At 41.7% G+C, this 15,737-nt stretch carries 22 protein-coding genes; 7 read left to right on the top strand and 15 right to left on the bottom strand.

The window, feature by feature from the left end; genetic code table 11:
• Positions 1-277: 277 nt before the first annotated feature.
• The 5 genes from DL94_RS0111035 to DL94_RS0111015 form a co-directional block, all read right to left on the bottom strand.
• The gene (locus DL94_RS0111035) at positions 278-790 is read right to left on the bottom strand and encodes a hypothetical protein (RefSeq protein WP_028130207.1); all 513 of its coding nucleotides are present in this window, start codon (positions 788-790) and stop codon (positions 278-280) included.
• Between the two features lie 12 nt (positions 791-802).
• Positions 803-1,519: a YodL domain-containing protein gene (locus tag DL94_RS0111030; protein WP_081798808.1), complete on the bottom strand. Its 717-nt coding sequence runs from the start codon at positions 1,517-1,519 to the stop codon at positions 803-805.
• A gap of 349 nt (positions 1,520-1,868) precedes the next feature.
• Entirely contained in the window at positions 1,869-3,284 is a 1,416-nt protein-coding gene (locus tag DL94_RS0111025) for an ATP-binding protein (protein ID WP_156031826.1), read from the bottom strand.
• A 54-nt stretch (positions 3,285-3,338) separates the two neighbouring features.
• Positions 3,339-3,677: a hypothetical protein gene (locus DL94_RS0111020; protein ID WP_156031823.1), complete on the bottom strand. Its 339-nt coding sequence runs from the start codon at positions 3,675-3,677 to the stop codon at positions 3,339-3,341.
• Positions 3,661-3,948, bottom strand: coding sequence for a hypothetical protein (locus DL94_RS0111015; protein WP_028130203.1), 288 nt, complete (start codon positions 3,946-3,948; stop codon positions 3,661-3,663). Before DL94_RS0111015 ends, DL94_RS0111020 begins: the two co-directional genes overlap by 17 nt.
• A 328-nt stretch (positions 3,949-4,276) precedes the next feature.
• Here DL94_RS0111015 and DL94_RS0111010 point away from each other — a divergent pair, with 328 nt between their 5' ends.
• On the top strand, positions 4,277-5,584 hold the full coding sequence (locus DL94_RS0111010; protein WP_028130202.1) for an ATP-binding protein: 1,308 nt from the start codon (positions 4,277-4,279) through the stop codon (positions 5,582-5,584).
• Between the two features lie 201 nt (positions 5,585-5,785).
• On the opposite strand, the gene DL94_RS0111005 is transcribed toward DL94_RS0111010, so the two are convergent.
• From DL94_RS0111005 to DL94_RS0110995, 3 genes are all read right to left on the bottom strand, one after another.
• The gene (locus DL94_RS0111005; RefSeq protein WP_028130201.1) at positions 5,786-7,183 is read right to left on the bottom strand and encodes a sodium:solute symporter family protein; all 1,398 of its coding nucleotides are present in this window, start codon (positions 7,181-7,183) and stop codon (positions 5,786-5,788) included.
• 29 nt (positions 7,184-7,212) lie between these two features.
• Positions 7,213-7,887, bottom strand: coding sequence for an N-acetylmuramoyl-L-alanine amidase (locus tag DL94_RS0111000; protein WP_231464673.1), 675 nt, complete (start codon positions 7,885-7,887; stop codon positions 7,213-7,215).
• A 212-nt stretch (positions 7,888-8,099) separates the two neighbouring features.
• Positions 8,100-8,447: a hypothetical protein gene (locus tag DL94_RS0110995; RefSeq protein WP_028130199.1), complete on the bottom strand. Its 348-nt coding sequence runs from the start codon at positions 8,445-8,447 to the stop codon at positions 8,100-8,102.
• A gap of 192 nt (positions 8,448-8,639) precedes the next feature.
• Between DL94_RS0110995 and DL94_RS14720 the strand changes: the two genes are divergently transcribed.
• Together DL94_RS14720 and DL94_RS0110985 are read left to right on the top strand one after the other, a co-directional pair.
• Positions 8,640-9,302 (top strand): hypothetical protein, encoded by a 663-nt coding sequence (locus DL94_RS14720; protein WP_051586424.1) that lies wholly within the window; start codon positions 8,640-8,642, stop codon positions 9,300-9,302.
• A 129-nt stretch (positions 9,303-9,431) separates the two neighbouring features.
• Positions 9,432-10,718, top strand: coding sequence for an alpha/beta hydrolase-fold protein (locus DL94_RS0110985; RefSeq protein WP_028130198.1), 1,287 nt, complete (start codon positions 9,432-9,434; stop codon positions 10,716-10,718).
• 149 nt (positions 10,719-10,867) lie between these two features.
• Here the strand turns inward: DL94_RS0110985 and DL94_RS0110980 are convergent, their stop codons facing one another.
• The 5 genes from DL94_RS0110980 to DL94_RS0110960 form a co-directional block, all read right to left on the bottom strand.
• The gene (locus tag DL94_RS0110980) at positions 10,868-11,086 is read right to left on the bottom strand and encodes a hypothetical protein (protein WP_028130197.1); all 219 of its coding nucleotides are present in this window, start codon (positions 11,084-11,086) and stop codon (positions 10,868-10,870) included.
• 249 nt (positions 11,087-11,335) lie between these two features.
• Positions 11,336-11,530, bottom strand: a complete 195-nt coding sequence (locus DL94_RS0110975) for a hypothetical protein (protein WP_028130196.1) — start codon at positions 11,528-11,530, stop codon at positions 11,336-11,338.
• Between the two features lie 74 nt (positions 11,531-11,604).
• On the bottom strand, positions 11,605-11,760 hold the full coding sequence (locus DL94_RS16120) for a hypothetical protein (RefSeq protein ID WP_156031820.1): 156 nt from the start codon (positions 11,758-11,760) through the stop codon (positions 11,605-11,607).
• A 107-nt stretch (positions 11,761-11,867) separates the two neighbouring features.
• The gene (locus DL94_RS0110965; RefSeq protein ID WP_051586423.1) at positions 11,868-12,059 is read right to left on the bottom strand and encodes a hypothetical protein; all 192 of its coding nucleotides are present in this window, start codon (positions 12,057-12,059) and stop codon (positions 11,868-11,870) included.
• 127 nt (positions 12,060-12,186) lie between these two features.
• Complete coding sequence (locus DL94_RS0110960; RefSeq protein WP_028130194.1) at positions 12,187-12,423, bottom strand: hypothetical protein; 237 nt, start codon at positions 12,421-12,423, stop codon at positions 12,187-12,189.
• Between the two features lie 175 nt (positions 12,424-12,598).
• On the opposite strand from DL94_RS0110960, the gene DL94_RS0110955 reads away from it, so the two are divergent.
• Complete coding sequence (locus DL94_RS0110955; RefSeq protein WP_037371803.1) at positions 12,599-13,054, top strand: hypothetical protein; 456 nt, start codon at positions 12,599-12,601, stop codon at positions 13,052-13,054.
• A 155-nt stretch (positions 13,055-13,209) separates the two neighbouring features.
• Here the strand turns inward: DL94_RS0110955 and DL94_RS0110950 are convergent, their stop codons facing one another.
• Positions 13,210-13,398 (bottom strand): hypothetical protein, encoded by a 189-nt coding sequence (locus DL94_RS0110950; protein ID WP_028130192.1) that lies wholly within the window; start codon positions 13,396-13,398, stop codon positions 13,210-13,212.
• A 177-nt stretch (positions 13,399-13,575) separates the two neighbouring features.
• Here DL94_RS0110950 and DL94_RS0110945 point away from each other — a divergent pair, with 177 nt between their 5' ends.
• Genes DL94_RS0110945 through DL94_RS16110 form a run of 3 tightly spaced genes read left to right on the top strand, consistent with a single transcriptional unit; the run spans position 13,576 to position 14,158 of the window.
• Positions 13,576-13,776, top strand: coding sequence for a hypothetical protein (locus DL94_RS0110945; protein ID WP_028130191.1), 201 nt, complete (start codon positions 13,576-13,578; stop codon positions 13,774-13,776).
• Positions 13,777-13,801: 25 nt separating this feature from the next.
• Positions 13,802-13,957 carry a hypothetical protein gene (locus tag DL94_RS16115; protein ID WP_156031817.1) on the top strand — a complete coding sequence of 52 codons (156 nt, stop codon included), beginning with the start codon at positions 13,802-13,804 and terminating at the stop codon, positions 13,955-13,957.
• A gap of 39 nt (positions 13,958-13,996) precedes the next feature.
• Positions 13,997-14,158, top strand: a complete 162-nt coding sequence (locus DL94_RS16110) for a hypothetical protein (protein ID WP_156031814.1) — start codon at positions 13,997-13,999, stop codon at positions 14,156-14,158.
• Between the two features lie 266 nt (positions 14,159-14,424).
• On the opposite strand, the gene DL94_RS0110930 is transcribed toward DL94_RS16110, so the two are convergent.
• A complete protein-coding gene (locus tag DL94_RS0110930; RefSeq protein ID WP_028128767.1) occupies positions 14,425-15,663 on the bottom strand; it encodes an IS256 family transposase in 1,239 nt (412 codons plus the stop codon).
• Positions 15,664-15,737 lie beyond the last annotated feature (74 nt).

Here is a 15,737-nt window from a genome sequence, read left to right as displayed (position 1 = left end):
CCTAACCGTTTAAGTGTTCCAAATTATCTTAATTTTTTTCTATTCGCCATAAATATTCTTATCTCCTTTATCGCTCCACAGTTTTTATCATCGACGACTCTCTGTATGAGCGCGCCGGCTTCAAGCGCACGGAACTTGCCTCCCGGGTTTTAGAATGATTGGTGGTTAAAGTTTTCATGTGGTATGTAAATTTTACTACAAAAGGCGGGCCGCCGACTATTTCTAGTCAGCGGTCCGCCTTTGTTATTGGGGATGTGTTATTTCACAGCCCCCTACATCAAATTATTTTTTCGATAAATAACCCAGAAATACTTGTATAGCAATTAATTAGCGGCTCTCCACCGGGGATGTATTCATCAGGCCTGTGGTAGTCTACACTATCACGTAAGGCAGGTAACTTCTGGCAATCAACTTCTAGGCAGGTCAACACATCATCTAAGGAGTGAATTTTGCTGTCAGCTTCATGCAGCTCGGCCACAAGGCTTTCTATTTCTTCGCTGTCATTTTCCACGAATACCATGCCTGACTTACTTGCCAGCGACCTATCGACCAGATATCGTGTCACAGTTCCAACTGCTGTGATATCCAGAAGTTCCGCTAGTATGGGCACATCTTCTTCATGTTTGTCTATATAATCCTGTGCGGCCTCGATGATGCCTTTTTCTTTGTCTGCTATGGCTTCCTGCAGCAATAGCATATTACCGGCCAGCTTACCCTGTTTGATGTAAATGGTGAAATACTGACCACCGCAGGAGCGTTCTACGTCTACATCTGTAACTACGGTTTTCATTGGCGATACCTCTTATCTGACCGCTGCCGCTGTCTTGGTGGTCGTATGTTCCTTACAGAATTCGGATGCCAGAACGTTATCTTTGAGCTTTTTGGTATATTCCTGCTTGTCCCCTTCCAACACAGCCATTCTGGGGCTTAACTTGAAGAGGGTTATGGTGGCCCGGTCAATGTCGGTCTTATCTACATATCCGTTTTTCTCGCAGCTCTTATGGGCAACTTCTTCTAAAAAAGCCTCGTCTGCTTTTTCCCATCCAGCCTGATCCGCAGAGCGGAGGCTGGAAAGACTGTATTTCTGGGCATTATTGAAGATAAACTTGTTGTAATCGTCTTCTACCGTACCGGAATTCGAGAAATTTACTGGAGAACCGGCAAAATATGCTTCGTTGAAACTTTTTTGGTAAGCATCGTGCTTGTCTGCACCTATGGCCTCTCGGTCTGCAGCAATGGTCTTTTCGATTTTTTCATTTGAAACCGGGGTCATAAGCTCCATATCCTTGAAAGGCTTGACGTTAAGTTCCTGAAAACCTACGCTGTCTACATAAAAGTAACGCTCATTGACCTGTACTACATCACTCATAGACAGGGAAGACATCACCTGCCCGGAAGGTCTGTTATCTGCGTTGTGCTCGGTGTAGATGTGTTCGAAAATGGACGATATATTCTCTCCCTTGGCTTCATAGGCTTCCTGCCATTTCTGTTCGTAGGCCTTGAAATCATAGAAGGGAATTCCGTCTCACTTGGCTTATCAAAATGATAAAACTGGGGTTGTCCTGAAGCTTTAGCCCTATTCTGATAACCGCCATCATGAATAAACTGCCAAAATCGCTCACCGAAAGCCGGTGTCAGCGCCTCAACGATGAGAACAACATCCAAATCTCTTATGTTCTACCGGTATAGCCAACAATGTCATCTGACCAGATATGACCATATTAGAAAGCATATACCTATTCCTGTATACTAGCGGCAGCTTTTTGGTATCCGTAAAAGGATGGATGTCCACGTCCTGATGTAAGACTGCTTCAATGTATTTTTTTACATTGTAAATCATTTTTATTTACAAGTTTTATTTATATTTTTCAATATGAACTATTTTTTCCATTATACAGGTCATCCAATGTATATTTGACCACATCAGAACGGGAAATATCTTCATCATAGCCTGATTTAGAAAAGAACCCATACCGATAGCAGTACAAACCAGTCATATTTACCTGCTGGATTTCTGTTTCCACCATGGCATTGGAAACAGGCGCTTCACGAAACTTCGCTTCATAGAAGACATACCCACGGTCATCCTTCGTCACAACATCGAATTCACAATTTTTATGTTCCTTGGGCAAATCATAGTAGTATTTACCTATGGCCTCGAAAGGTTCCTCCATTTCCCCCTGCTTATTCTTCATAATAAGGAATTGTTTGCAAATATCCTCAAACCTCTTTGGTACATAAAATTGTTCAAAATCATTCTCAATGTAACGCTGATAGAATACTTCCGGATTCATAATGCGCCTTTGGGATGCGTAACGGAAAACATACCGATAATAAAACATAGACATATTATCGCTGATATAATAACCGGTTTTCCGCTTATTGTTGGCATCATTGATAGGCGCTTCCTTCTCTACCATATCCATCAGCATCAGCTTTTTCAACACATCGGCCAATAAAGAGCTGCTGGACAAATGCGATTGCGATAGAACATCACTGAATCTTGAAAACCCTCTGGTTAATGCTTCAAACACTTCATTTGCACTGTTTATCTTGGAAAGCTCCGTATTTAGATACAAAGAAACTTCATCTTCCAGACGGGCACCAGGCAGCGCAATCAAATCCATGATGTTTTCCTTTACTGACAAGCTCTCATCAATAAGGCTATTGTAGTATGGGATTCCGCCATATACACTGTAAATTCTTACCTTGTCATCATGGGAAAAAGATGGATAAAACCGTGCTGACTCCAAATAGTTCATGGGCTTTAGATTAAGTACGACAGAAATTCTCCCATATAAAGGATTGTGCCGTAAGAGAAGTTTTTTCATCGTATCCACAAAGGAGCCGCATAATATCAGCTTCATTTGCGATTGATTCTTATATTTATCAACCAGTGCCTGCAATATACTATCTAACCCTGCAACTATCTTTTGCAGATACGGATACTCATCCAACACCAATATAGTCTTTCTCGTACAAGCTTGCTTGAACAGGAAATCCAGTACCTGTTCCACATTGGTAAATCCCAGAGGTGGTAAATTCATCTTTTCCGAAACAATTTCAGCCAGCGAATCTACATTGTTCGGTTCAGTAGTCTGCTTACACTCATAATAAATAGCATCTTCATCATGTTGCTGAATAAAATACTTTATCAATTCACTTTTACCTACTCGGCGCCTACCATAAATCAAAGCAACTTCCTGCCCCTGGCTGCTATGCATTTTATTCAATCTCTTTAATTCTCGTTCCCGACCGATAAAATTATGCTCCTGCATCTCCATCACCTTTTACTCAATAGCTATTTACTAAGTTTCTATTGACTATATTATATAACATCATATAAAAAAAGAAAAGCAAAACACCCGCTTTACATCAACAGCCTTTATCATGCTTGGGGACAGTTTCTCGATGGTCTTATATATGTTTTCGAGGTCGTACCCCTTGGCTATCATGGCATCAGCTATCCCTTTGTCTGTGCTCATGGCATTGTCAGGAGGATAGGCGTTGTCGTTTCGGGTCAGGGCATCGGCTGCCCGGAAGAAGTCTGTCCGCTCTATGTCGGATTTTCCTTCCAGCTTGGTGAAGTCCAGGTGGCCATCCTTATCCACCAGCTTCAGAATACGACTCCGGCGTACATCCCCCTCGATTTCCTTGGTGCTAATTTTTCTTGTCAATCTGCTTGTCAATGCCTTTGATAGCCGACAATATACGTTTCTTGCTGCCATAAATGTCGATGCGGAAATCGGTGGCGTTTACGGCCTGAATATAGGGAGAGTTATTCATCCAGTCAAAGGCAGTAGAGAGTTTGAAGCCTTTGTATTCTCCTGTAAATTTCTGTTTGGCCATGGAGTCAAGGGCTTTTTCTAAAGTCCACTCCGCCTGCTCCTCGATTGGATTTTCCTTATGAAATTTTCTGCCTTTATATTCCTGCTTGGTTACATTCATTTACTGACATCTCCTAAAGTTCAGTCCTTCCAAAACGGTCTATACCCCGCTTAGTACTATGACCTCGGCTGACTTCTCACGATAAATCTTGTTTCAACCATGGAGTTCACTTTTGGTGGCTCCTCTGTCCAAGCAGTAGCCTATGGCCTTGAGCAAGTGGCCTCGTGATCATCCTTGTCTGTACTGTTGTAAGCGTTCCGGTATACCTGCATGACCTAATTGTTCATGTTGGAATAAAGTCGCCAATTTATAGATTTTGTTGCATTATGAATAATAAACTTGATATAACTTATAGTTTATGGTATTGTTATTATAACGGAGGTGCATTATGGAAGAAATTAAGCAACGCAACATATATCTTAGGCAACTACTGTCTTTTAAGGACCAGGAGCCAGTCAAAATCATTACTGGTATCAGACGTTGCGGAAAATCAACAGTTATGAAGTTAATGATGCAATATCTAATTGAGCATGATACTCAATCTGAGCAAATAATCTACATGAATTTTGAATCTAATCAGTTTGATGATTTTGACCGTAAGCAAGTCTATCAGTATGTTCAAGAAAGAATCATTACAGGAAAGAAAATGTATATCTTTCTTGATGAACCACAGACTATAGAAAACTGGAATAAGACTGTAAATTCATTTCAGGTTGATTTTAATTGCGATATATATATAACAGGTTCAAATGCTTACTTATTATCGTCTGAATATGCTACTTATTTGTCTGGTAGATATGTTGAAATAAAGATGCTGCCTTTATCTTTTAATGAGTTCATAACCTTTCAAGGATATACATTAAAAGATTATGTTTCACCAATTGGCGAACAGAGAAAACGCGCCTATGACTCCATGGGAGAAATGACAGAAATTGCAGATTTATTCGAGGCATATGTTCGTTATGGTGGCTTCCCGGTTTTAAGTGATATAGGACTTGAACAGGATAAAGTTTTAGCTATATTAGATGGCATATATAACACAGTTGTAAAAAGAGATATCATTGACCGTGCTAATTTAAAACCTAACTCCCACACCATAGATTCTGTCTTGCTCGAAAAGGTATGTCAATTCCTTGCTGATAATATCGGCAGCAGTATTTCCTTCAACAATATTAGCAATACATTGGTATCTAATAAAATGTTGCAGGAAAGGAAAAGACATGGAAAACCAGCTGTCAGAACCATTTCCAATTATGTAGATGATATGACAGAAGCTTATCTTTTTTATCCCATAAAGAGATTTGATATAAAAGGTAAGGAGTATTTACAAACTCTTGGTAAATATTACATGGTAGATACAGGGCTTAGAAATTATCTGCTAGGTTACCGAGGAATAGATACCGGGCACCAGATTGAAAACATCGTCTATTTTGAATTACTTCGCCGAGGATATGATGTAGCCGTTGGCAAAATTGGCAATAAAGAAGTAGACTTTATTGCCATAAAAGGTGAAGAAAAGATATATTATCAAGTTACACAAGAAATGCGCTCTGAAGAAACAATTACACGGGAATTAGCTCCTTTAAAAGAGATAAAAGATAACTTTCCTAAGATTGTATTAACCTTAGATAGTAATATCAAACTGACAGAGGATGGTATAAGAATTATAAATTTGTTGGATTTCTTGTTAAGCTAAGAAAGCGCCCCGATATACTCGTTAATGTATGTCGGGGCGTTTCTTTATCTGCTTACTCCTTATCTCTGGCCACATCAATGGAACAGCCAGATTGGTGTAGCATTGCAGCAACGGTGGAAAGGCTCATCCATATAGGCTTTGCATTTTACCTAGTCATATTGAGCTTTATCACCCATAGATTCTAAAAGCAAGATTTTTGCATTACTGCGCATGCAAAGAAAAAGATTCTGACGTTATTTTTTTCCAACTCATTCCCATAACCACCACAATAAAGCTTACAACTAAGCCCACAAAGATAGGTAACACAGCCGTATGAACCAATCCTGCAAATATCGCCGCACCAAGCGATAACATCATGGAGGCAAGCGCCCAACGTGGCGAAATTGCCTTTGGCTTGAAGATTGCCAGTGTTAGCGGTATAAATATGCCGCAGCCTCTTAGCGCCATAGAAAGATAATTCCAAAACAGAATTTGGGAATCTTTATGGGTTATGGCAATCAGCATAGCGATTATTATCGCAACTACAACAGATAAGCGCATCAAGGTTAATTTTCCCTGCTCGGACTGTATTTTCAAAAGCGGCTCCAGCATGTCCCTTGCCACCATAGTTCCTACTCCCAATGATAGACCTGCAATAGAACCGATTATCCCTAGAACAATCCCTCCCAGTGCTGCGCCCCCCATAACCGGTGACGCATATTGCAGCAGATAAGCAGGCAATGCCAGCATAGCCGGGATTTCCGGATGTAACGTTTGCATATAAATCCCCATAACTGCACACGGCAAGCCAACAGGAATAGCCACCATCGCCGCCAATATAAGGCCTATTGCTGCAGTTCGCGGCGTTGCCGCGGAAAATATCGCCTGTATATAGGTCTGCGTACAAATCATCCCCACAATTATAGAGGCAAGATTATTCAAAATGGAACCATTACTGATGCCCCAAAGGTTTAGGAACCCTACCGGTTTATTGGCGAGCATTTCAGGAGCACTAATAAGGCCCTGCCATGCTGCGATTCCCAATGCAAATAGCGTCACGAACAGGATGAGCATCTTCAAAATGCCACCGACAGAGGCAGTTTTCATCCCGCCGAAAAAAGCATATAAAATCACTAACAACAGTAATATACCTGCTGATACCGCATAAGAAAGGCCCGTTAATGCTGCCAGCAAGCCAATTCCCGGCAACGTACTGGCAACAGCACTGAACAAAATCCCCAAAGATGTAGCAAAACTGGTAAAACGCCCAGCTCCTTTACCATAGTTTTCGACCAGATACTGCGATATCGTTTCAAGGCCCGTGTATCTTAGCGGCCGCGCGTAAATAAGCCCCATAACCAGTAGTGACAAGCCTACGCCAATAGTAAACCATACTGCGGACAAACCGATTGAACCTGCCAACTGAGCTGTGCCTACCGTTGCCCCGCCGCCAACACAAGTTCCGGCAATACTGCCAGCAATCATTGGTATACCTGCCGAACGACCGCCCAGGCTAAACCCTTCGGCTGATTTTACTGACCGTGCAGCATAAAGCCCACCTGCTAAAACAAAACCAATCGTCATGGCCATTATTACCAAATGAGCTAATGAAAAATTCACACCAATACGCTTCCTTCCCTCGTCTCATCTTAGTTATCATAAAATATAAGACCTTCACCTTGCAGGCGATTTTTCAAAGCAGTCATGAAATTATAGCCCGGATCTATTTTTTCTGAGCGATAGTTCGGTACATTTTCAATGTATAATCCACTACTTCGGGCAGCATCCTGCTGATAGTGACCAAAGACATAGGAAATTGTAGCGTATTTTTTATGTAAATATTTGATTAGCTCGACATTTGCTTCCAGTTGCGCGTCCGTTAAATCTTCCACGCCATTAACTCCACCTACATTTTCTATGCCAATTGCACACCAGTTATAGCCTATAATATGTCTGTTAAGCGCTGTTTCAGGTGTGAGTCGGTATATTTTCCCATCCCGTGACACAAGAAAGTGGGATGCAACATTTAGCGTCCCATCAGCACGTGCCTCATGGTAAAAATGGTTATACGCTGACTCCCAAGTACCAGAGGCTGTCCAATGCACAACAACAGCTTTAGGGATGATATCTATTTGCTCCAGGTTGTAGTGTGTTGCGGCATACTCACGAATAAGCTGCTCTCTAAAATCAGACCATAGAATAGGTTTATCAATTATCTGTAATTCACCAGCAAAAGTTTCTGTCATAAGGAAAAGTGAAACCACTAGAAGAAACAATGTCTTTCTTATCATAAATTTTTCTGGCTTGAAATTTTCCTTTTTCATCTGTTTACTCCCTGTTCAATCAATATACAAATATTATAATTAAAAAAGCGTACAACTATATAAATTCGATAAATGTAAGACTTATCCTCTTGTTAACGCGAAAAATCTCATGATGGCAAAGTAAAACCGCTGAACTAATCGGACATACAGCCCGTTAATTCAGCGGCTTGTTTACTTATTTAGCTTGTGCTGCCATTTGAAGCTGACCGTATTCACCAGAAACAATCTTTATCTTCCTGTGTCTCGACCCATTTGTGAGCTACGTCTTTTTTCACCCACCATTCATCAAAATAAATTTCGACGTCTCTTTCGTTGCTCTCATCGGAACATCTATGGGAACCCAGCACAAAACTTCCTTCCAGGACATCACCAGGGTGCAGCCGGTGCGGTTTGGCGTAATATTTCCGTACCCAGCCACAACTGTAGCCATGAAAACTGGATACAACCACGCTTTTATTCACAGCATTGTAATAAACCACCGTCGCTTTTTCCGCAAAGGCACTGCTCGATAGCATCAACGTCAGCAAAAACAACAAAGGGAATACTTTCTTCAACGACATGTTCCTCACTCCTTATCAATGATTCATCCTTATACCACCCGGCTTATCTTTGCCGTAATGCATTCTGTTCTTTATATCCCCAAAGAAGGAAAAGTGTGTAGTGCTGTAGAAAAAAATGTAATGCTTGACTTTGTCAAGCGTATGTATAGGCAAATGTTAGTATTTTCTTATCATAGGTTTGGAGGGGAAATAATGTTTATAAATGAAAACTTAACTTATCCTGAGAGAGACACTATACCCAAAGAATCTAGTCTGACATATGACAATGGCTTTTATGTAAATGTAGTTGCAATATATACAGATATTGTTGGTTCATCCAAGTTGCTTGATGGCCATAAAAGACCAACGTTGGCTAGACTATATAGGGAGTTTATCTCAAAAGCTATAGAAAAATCATATGGAAACAGTCAATACATAACTATTCAAGGAGATTGCGTTGGCGCAGTTTTTAACGTGACACAAGAAAAGGATATGAACTTTTTGTTTAACATAGCTTTATCGATAGATTCTATGCAAAGAGAATTAGCAGACAAATATAGAAAACAAAGTATAAACTTTGGCGCGGGAATTGGAATGGCTTATGGCAGAGCACTTATGATTAAGGCTGGATTGAAAGGATCCGGAATAAATGACATATTATGGATTGGTGATGTCGTAAATCATGCGTGCCATTTTTGTAACGCTGCTGGAAGAAATGGGTATGTAAACTTAATTATATCAGACAGAGTATATAATAAATTGAATTCAAAGAATAAAGAACACTTAAGTCGTATATCTGTGGATGGTCTTGTTTGCTATGAACGGGACGGATTGTCAAATCCTGACAACTGTGTTATAGTAAAGCCAATAGCATAAACGGCTGTGTAGGAGCCGTGCTGTTTCAGCAGCAAAAAATCGACGTGGAAAGCCAGCAATGGTTTTCCGCCCTTTTTAGGGGACGTCGATTTTTTTATTTGTCAGAAATAATATGGAGGCGAGTTTTATATGAATATGCTGCGAAAATGTTTATTTACTATCTGCCTAAGTGCTATCTCCTGGGGCAGCAGCTGTGAAGCGGCGGTGCTTACGCCTGACGTGGAGGCTGTTGCCGAAGTATACGGTGACGGAGCAGCACTATCCGCAGTAATTTTGGACTACGGCCAACCAATAGAGTCATCTTCCGTTGAAGCCGCAGATTTCCACGTTCCCGGCAGAAACATCATACAGGCGTACGTTGCCGACCATGCCGCCATGGGAAAACAAAAACTGACCGCAGGAAAATACGTGGTGCTCGAACTGGAACAACTGCCTATGACCGAACAGGGAATGGAGCCTGTCCACGATGAAAAAGACCGCGCTGCCAGGAAAAAAGCTGGTAAAAACGGCCCGGAACTGGGCAGCCATGGCAATCCAAAGCCGTTGAAAAAAATAACGGCAGAAGTACAGCAACAAGGCATGCTAAAAGGCACCGACGGAACCCTTTATCCTCCCACCAGTACACTAAAATCATCATTCACCAGAGAATTATTAGTGGAAAATTTCAAGCAGGGGATATTTACAGACCCAAAGCAAAATAATGCCCAGCTAATGTATAACCTCTACATCCCCGAAAATTATGACCCGCAAAAGGCGTATCCTCTGGTACTGTTCATGCACGATGCCGGTACGGTTTCCCCGGAAAATATGGCAACGCTTTATCAAGGCAAAGGTGCCGTAGCCTGGACAACTCCTGAATGGCAGGCCAAACATCCCTGTTTCGTCCTCGCGCCGCAATACGATACGGTCATTGTAAATGATGACTATCAATACGGGCCGGAGCTTGACCGTACCATACATTTGGTCAAAGACCTGCTGGATAAATACAACATCGACAAAAAACGTATCTATAATACCGGTCAATCCATGGGTGGCATGACTTCCATCGCCATGGATGTCAAATATCCCGATTTCTTTGCCGCCTCTTACCTGGTAGCCTGCAAGTGGGACGAAAAAGTTACCGCCCCCCTAGGTGCGCAAAATATTTGGGCCGTAGCCGCCGGAGGCGATCCCGGGGCCTCCCCCAGCATGACCAAAATTCTTAATGGACTGGAACAAAATGGTGCTAAAGTTTTGCGGCAAACACTTGACTTAACTGCCCCGCAAACAGAAATAAATAAGCAGGCTGCCAACATGATTGTACCTGACTGCCACATCTACTATACACTTTATAACGGCGGTAGCCATCGTTCCACATGGCAACATGCTTATGACCTGCAGCCAGCCATGGAATGGATTTTTGCCCAACACAAATAAACACGCATACCAGGGAGGCTGTGAGACAGCTTCCCTTTTTATGTTCACGCCATGTCAGTCCGCGATTTATATTTAATTATGAACCACGCTTTCTGCAGACACAATAAAAGAGAGCACATCTGATGATATGCTCTCTGGCTATTCTGTAATCAAGCGATAATGTTGTTTTTGAGCTTACCTGGCTGTGTCCACTTTGGTTTTAAGAAATCGAAGAACTCCTTAATTTCCTTAACTCCTTTTTTGATCTTATTTTCTATAGCATTTCCGATTTTACCTGAATTATCTAATTTTGGCGTCAAGATTATTCTTCCACCAGATACCTTGTCCAGTGCCATATTGTCCATCTTGTTCATGAACTTCTTAGTCATTTTATATTCCTCCTCACACTTTTGTATGTTGTTATTTTGCTTTCTGTTCTTTATATCCCCGAAGTAGGGAAAGTGTGTAGTTAGATTGATTTTTTCACACTGAATGTGTGGCGAAAGGTAACCATACCACCTGCATACTGCAAGCGCTCATGATTTATATTTAATTATAAACCACGCTTTCTGCAGACACAATAAAAGAGAGCACATCTGATGATATGCCCTTTGGCTGTGTCTATACCTGTGTCGCTATTAGTCTGGTTTTATCTTTGCAATTTCTCTCCAACGTGCATTTTGTGTTTCGTCTACATTTGCTGCCATAGAATTTGCATTACTGTCATGGCAACCGGAATGACGCGTCCAAGGCGGCATTGGCACATATCCCCTAGCCCCAGCTACCATATCCATTTCCATATTGTCCAGCTTATTCATGAACTTCTTTTCCATTTTATTTTCCTCCTTACAATCTGATGATATGCCCTCTGCCACGACTTATGTTGTTGTATAATCAAGAGGCCTTTTCACGGTATTCTGATAAGTCTGTTTGGGCTAACCGTGGGCTTTTTAGGTGGCTTATCCTTTTTAAGAAATCTAAGGAATTTAGGGAATTCCACTTTCCCACCAGCTACCATGTCCAGTTCCATATCGTCCAGTTTGTTCATCATCAGCTTATCCATTTTATGTACCTCCTCACATCTTTGAGTATTGTTTTTGCTTTCTGTTCTTTATATCCCCGAAAGCAAAAAGTGTGTAGTGCGGGAGAAAAAAATGTAATACTTGACTTTCAACCGCCCGCCACTACTTTTTCGTGGGCCTTGGCTGTTGCCTGCACTATTTCTTCATAGCCGGTCAAGGCGGCAAAGGGGGCGAATTGGGCGGCACGTTTGTACATGGCCATACGTATGTGCCTCTGTGGTTCGGGGCGTGGCAGGTTGATTATGTGCTGGTAGTCCTTAATATCTCTGCGTGTTATCATGCCTTGTGTCCTCCTATCTCGCTGTTCCTGATAATTGTCCTGGCCTCTTCTTTGAGGTTGGCGGCCTTGCTTTCTGCAGACACAATAAAAGAGAGCACATCTGATGATATGCCCTCTGACTATGAATTTACAGAGCCCTGTCTCTACACTCACGAGCCAAGCGGAAAAATCTTCCAAACGCGCTGCCAACTGCTTTAACTCCATTTACTACTGCTTTACCGCCATTTACTATTGCATTGTTCATTTTACGACCCAATCGATGAGCTGGAGAATTATTATCATCTGGACCTCCGTTCTTAACGTATCCACCAGCTACCATGTCCAGTTCCATATCGTCCAGTTTGTTCATCATCAGCTTATCCATTTTATTTTCCTCCTCACAATCTTGAGTGTTGTTTTTGCTTTCTGTTCTTTATATCCCCGAAAGCAAAAAATGTGTAGTACGGGAGAAAAAAATGTAATACTTGACTTTATTAAGAGGATTTAGTTAATTTATATAGAATTATTAAATTATATATTTATTAAGGAGGCATCGTTCAATGTTTGTTTTCTTAGCTACACCATATACCCAGTTATGTGATGAAAATTACATGGTTAAAGAAAAATATCGAAAGTTTTTTTCTTTATTAACTCGTAAAATTAAGAACGAGGGCGTTGATTATTTCTTGGCCGTTGAACGTGAGAATTTTGGAAAAGAATATACTTCTGATATCGAAAGTACAAGAATTGATTACGATACTATAAAAAAATGCGACCTAGTATGTTGTATTCCAGGTTCCACTATTTCAGGCGGAGTACATGTTGAATTGGGATGGGCATCAGCAAATAAGAAAACCATCGAGATGTTCCTGCAAAAGGACTCTTTTTATTCACCTATGGTTACGGGGTTATCTGCGGTTACTAGGGTAAATTACAATTATTATCAGGCTGAATTTTCCGAAGAGATGATAGAGCTTATTATCTCTAGAATAAGGTTTCATTTGGCTAATCAATAATGACAAAAGGGAGGCAATGCCTCCCTCTCTTTTTATGTTAACGCCATGTCAGTCCATGATTTATATTTAATTATGAACTACGCTTTCCGCAGACACAATAAAAGAGCGCACATCTGATGATATGCCCTCTGTCTATGTCTTCTCCTGTGTCGCTATTATTTACCTTTTGCTGCCATAGAATTTGCGTTCTCGGTGGCCCCCATTATATTAGCTGCCATAGAATTTGCATTACTGTCATGGAAGCTAGGACGGGGACGTTTCTTGCTCCCACCGGGATTGCATCGTCCTCCAGATACCTTGTCCATTTCCATACCGTCCATCTTATTCATGAATTTCTTGTCCATTTTGTTTTCCTCCTCACATCTTAGCATGTTGTTATCTTACTTTCTGTTCTTTATATCCCCGAAAGCAAAAAGTGTGTAGTGCTGGAGAAAAAAAATGTAATACTTGACTTTATCAAGCGTATGTATAGGCAAAGGTAATCAAAGTCAACTAAACACAAAAGAAAGGGGCTGTCAAAAATGATGGACAAGAAAGAACTTAACATGATGGAGATGGACATGGTGGCTGGTGGTAGTTGGATTGGTGATGTTGTGGATTTTGTTGAAGATACCGCCAAGGATGTCTGGAACGGCGTTGAAGATGTTACAAACGAAGTAGTGGAAGTGACCTGGAAGGGCATGGAGATGGTTTATGATGCGATATATCCTATCCAAGAGTAATATCAATGGAAAGGAGGTTTTCAAAATGATGGACAAGAAGGAACTAGAGATTATGGAAATGGAAATGATTGCCGGCGGAATCGAGACTCCTCCTCTTGGTGATCCCTCTTTTGACCCTGTAGATGATCCTCATTTATGCCCGTGGAATGACCCTGTGGATCATAGAATAAGTCCAAAATAGTTAAAGTCAACTAAGCAGAAAAGAAAGGGGATGTCAAAAATGATGGACAAGAAAGAACTTAACGTAATGCAATTGGACACGGTGGCTGGCGGTAATTGGCTTAGTGAAATTGGCGACTTTTTTGAAGATGCGGGAGATGTAATTGTCAATGAGGTTGAAGATGCGGCACAATCCTGGGCTGACCTGTTTAATTCTCTCTAATTAAAACAATAAGGCGGCTGACATATCAAATGTCAGCCGCTCTTGTGTTTTGGTTAAAAAGTAAAGAATCATGTTCTGCATCCACAGCGCCCGAAAAAGGCAGGTTCCGGGGAACCTGCCTCACGGCTTATTTCGAGGCTGTCCCAAATTCTGTGTAAACTCCCTGTAGCAATGTAAAACAGGTATAGTATTTTTTTTCTTTCTATATCGAAGTATAGAAATCCTTTGTCTGCACACCAAGAGATTCTTGGTAGTGCAGGCATTTTTTATTCCGGAATTCTCCCGTCGAAATAAATGGCAAGCTGGGCATGGATAAGGCTCCAGTCTTGGCGGCGTCCTGTCCATTTCCTTGTAATATCCATCATGGCCAGATAAAGCATCTTCAGCAAGCTGTCATCTGTCGGGAATACAGATTTGGCTTTTGTCACTTTCCGTAGTTGGCGGTTAAAGCCTTCAATAGTATTAGTGGTGTAAATCAACTTTCTTAGCTCTTTGGGAAATTTAAAGTAGGTGCTCAAATTAGCCCAGTTATCCTGCCAGGATTGGGAAATCTTGGGATATTTCTTATCCCAACGCTCCGAAAATCGCTCCAATGCAGCCAGGGCAGATGGCTCATCTACCGCTGCGTAAACCTCTTTCAAATCAGCCATAAGTGCCTTGAGGTCTTTGTAGCTGACATATTTGCTGGAATTTCGCAATTGGTGGATAATGCAGTTTTGTATATCTGTCTGTGGGAAAACCGCCTCTATGGCTGCTGAGAAGCCCGTCAGGTTGTCCGTGCAGGCAATGAGGATGTCTTCTACACCACGGTTCCTGAGACTGTTCAGGATGTTGGCCCAGAATTTGGCACTTTCGTTCTCGCCTACCCACATCCCCAGTACATCTTTGTGTCCGTCCATGTCAATGCCAATGGCGATATATACGGCTTTCTTGACAATTTGCCCCTCACTGCGAACATGGTAATGAATGGCATCCATAAACACTACGGCATAAAGGCTTTCCAGTGGACGTTGCTGCCACTCTCTGGCAATCGGCAGTATTTTGTCTGTGATGCGGCTAATGGTGGTGTCTGACACCTCGATACCATATATGTCTCGAACGTGGGATTCAATATCACTGGTAGTCATGCCTTTGGCATACATGGAGAAGATCTTCTCCTCAATATCCTGACTTATGCTGGTCTGGTTCTTTTTGATGAGTTGCGGGTCGAACTCTCCCTTGCGGTCTCTAGGGACAGAGACTTCAACTTCACCAAAGCTGGTGCGAAGGTTCTTTTTGCTATGCCCATTGCGGCTATTGTCGGTATCTTTGTTCTTATAGTCGTACTTACCATAGCCCAGAGATTCATCCATCTCGGTTTCAAGGCCGTTTTCCATAAATTCGGCAATGGTTTCCCTGAACAAGTTCTGGATGTCCTCCATACTGCCAATGTTGCTTGCCTGCAACAACTCCCGAATCTTTGCTCTGCGAGCTTGTTCTTCTGGACTGCGTGTTTTTCTGCTCATGATAAAACCTCCCCAAATGATGCTCCTATTTTACATCACTGGGGAGGTTTACACAAAATCCGGGATAGACTCCT

Origin of the sequence: Selenomonas sp. AE3005, from assembly GCF_000686945.1 — a bacterium.
In the GTDB taxonomy this organism is placed as follows: Bacteria; Bacillota; Negativicutes; order Selenomonadales; family Selenomonadaceae; genus Selenomonas_A.
This window is presented reverse-complemented; position numbering and strand designations above follow the sequence as displayed.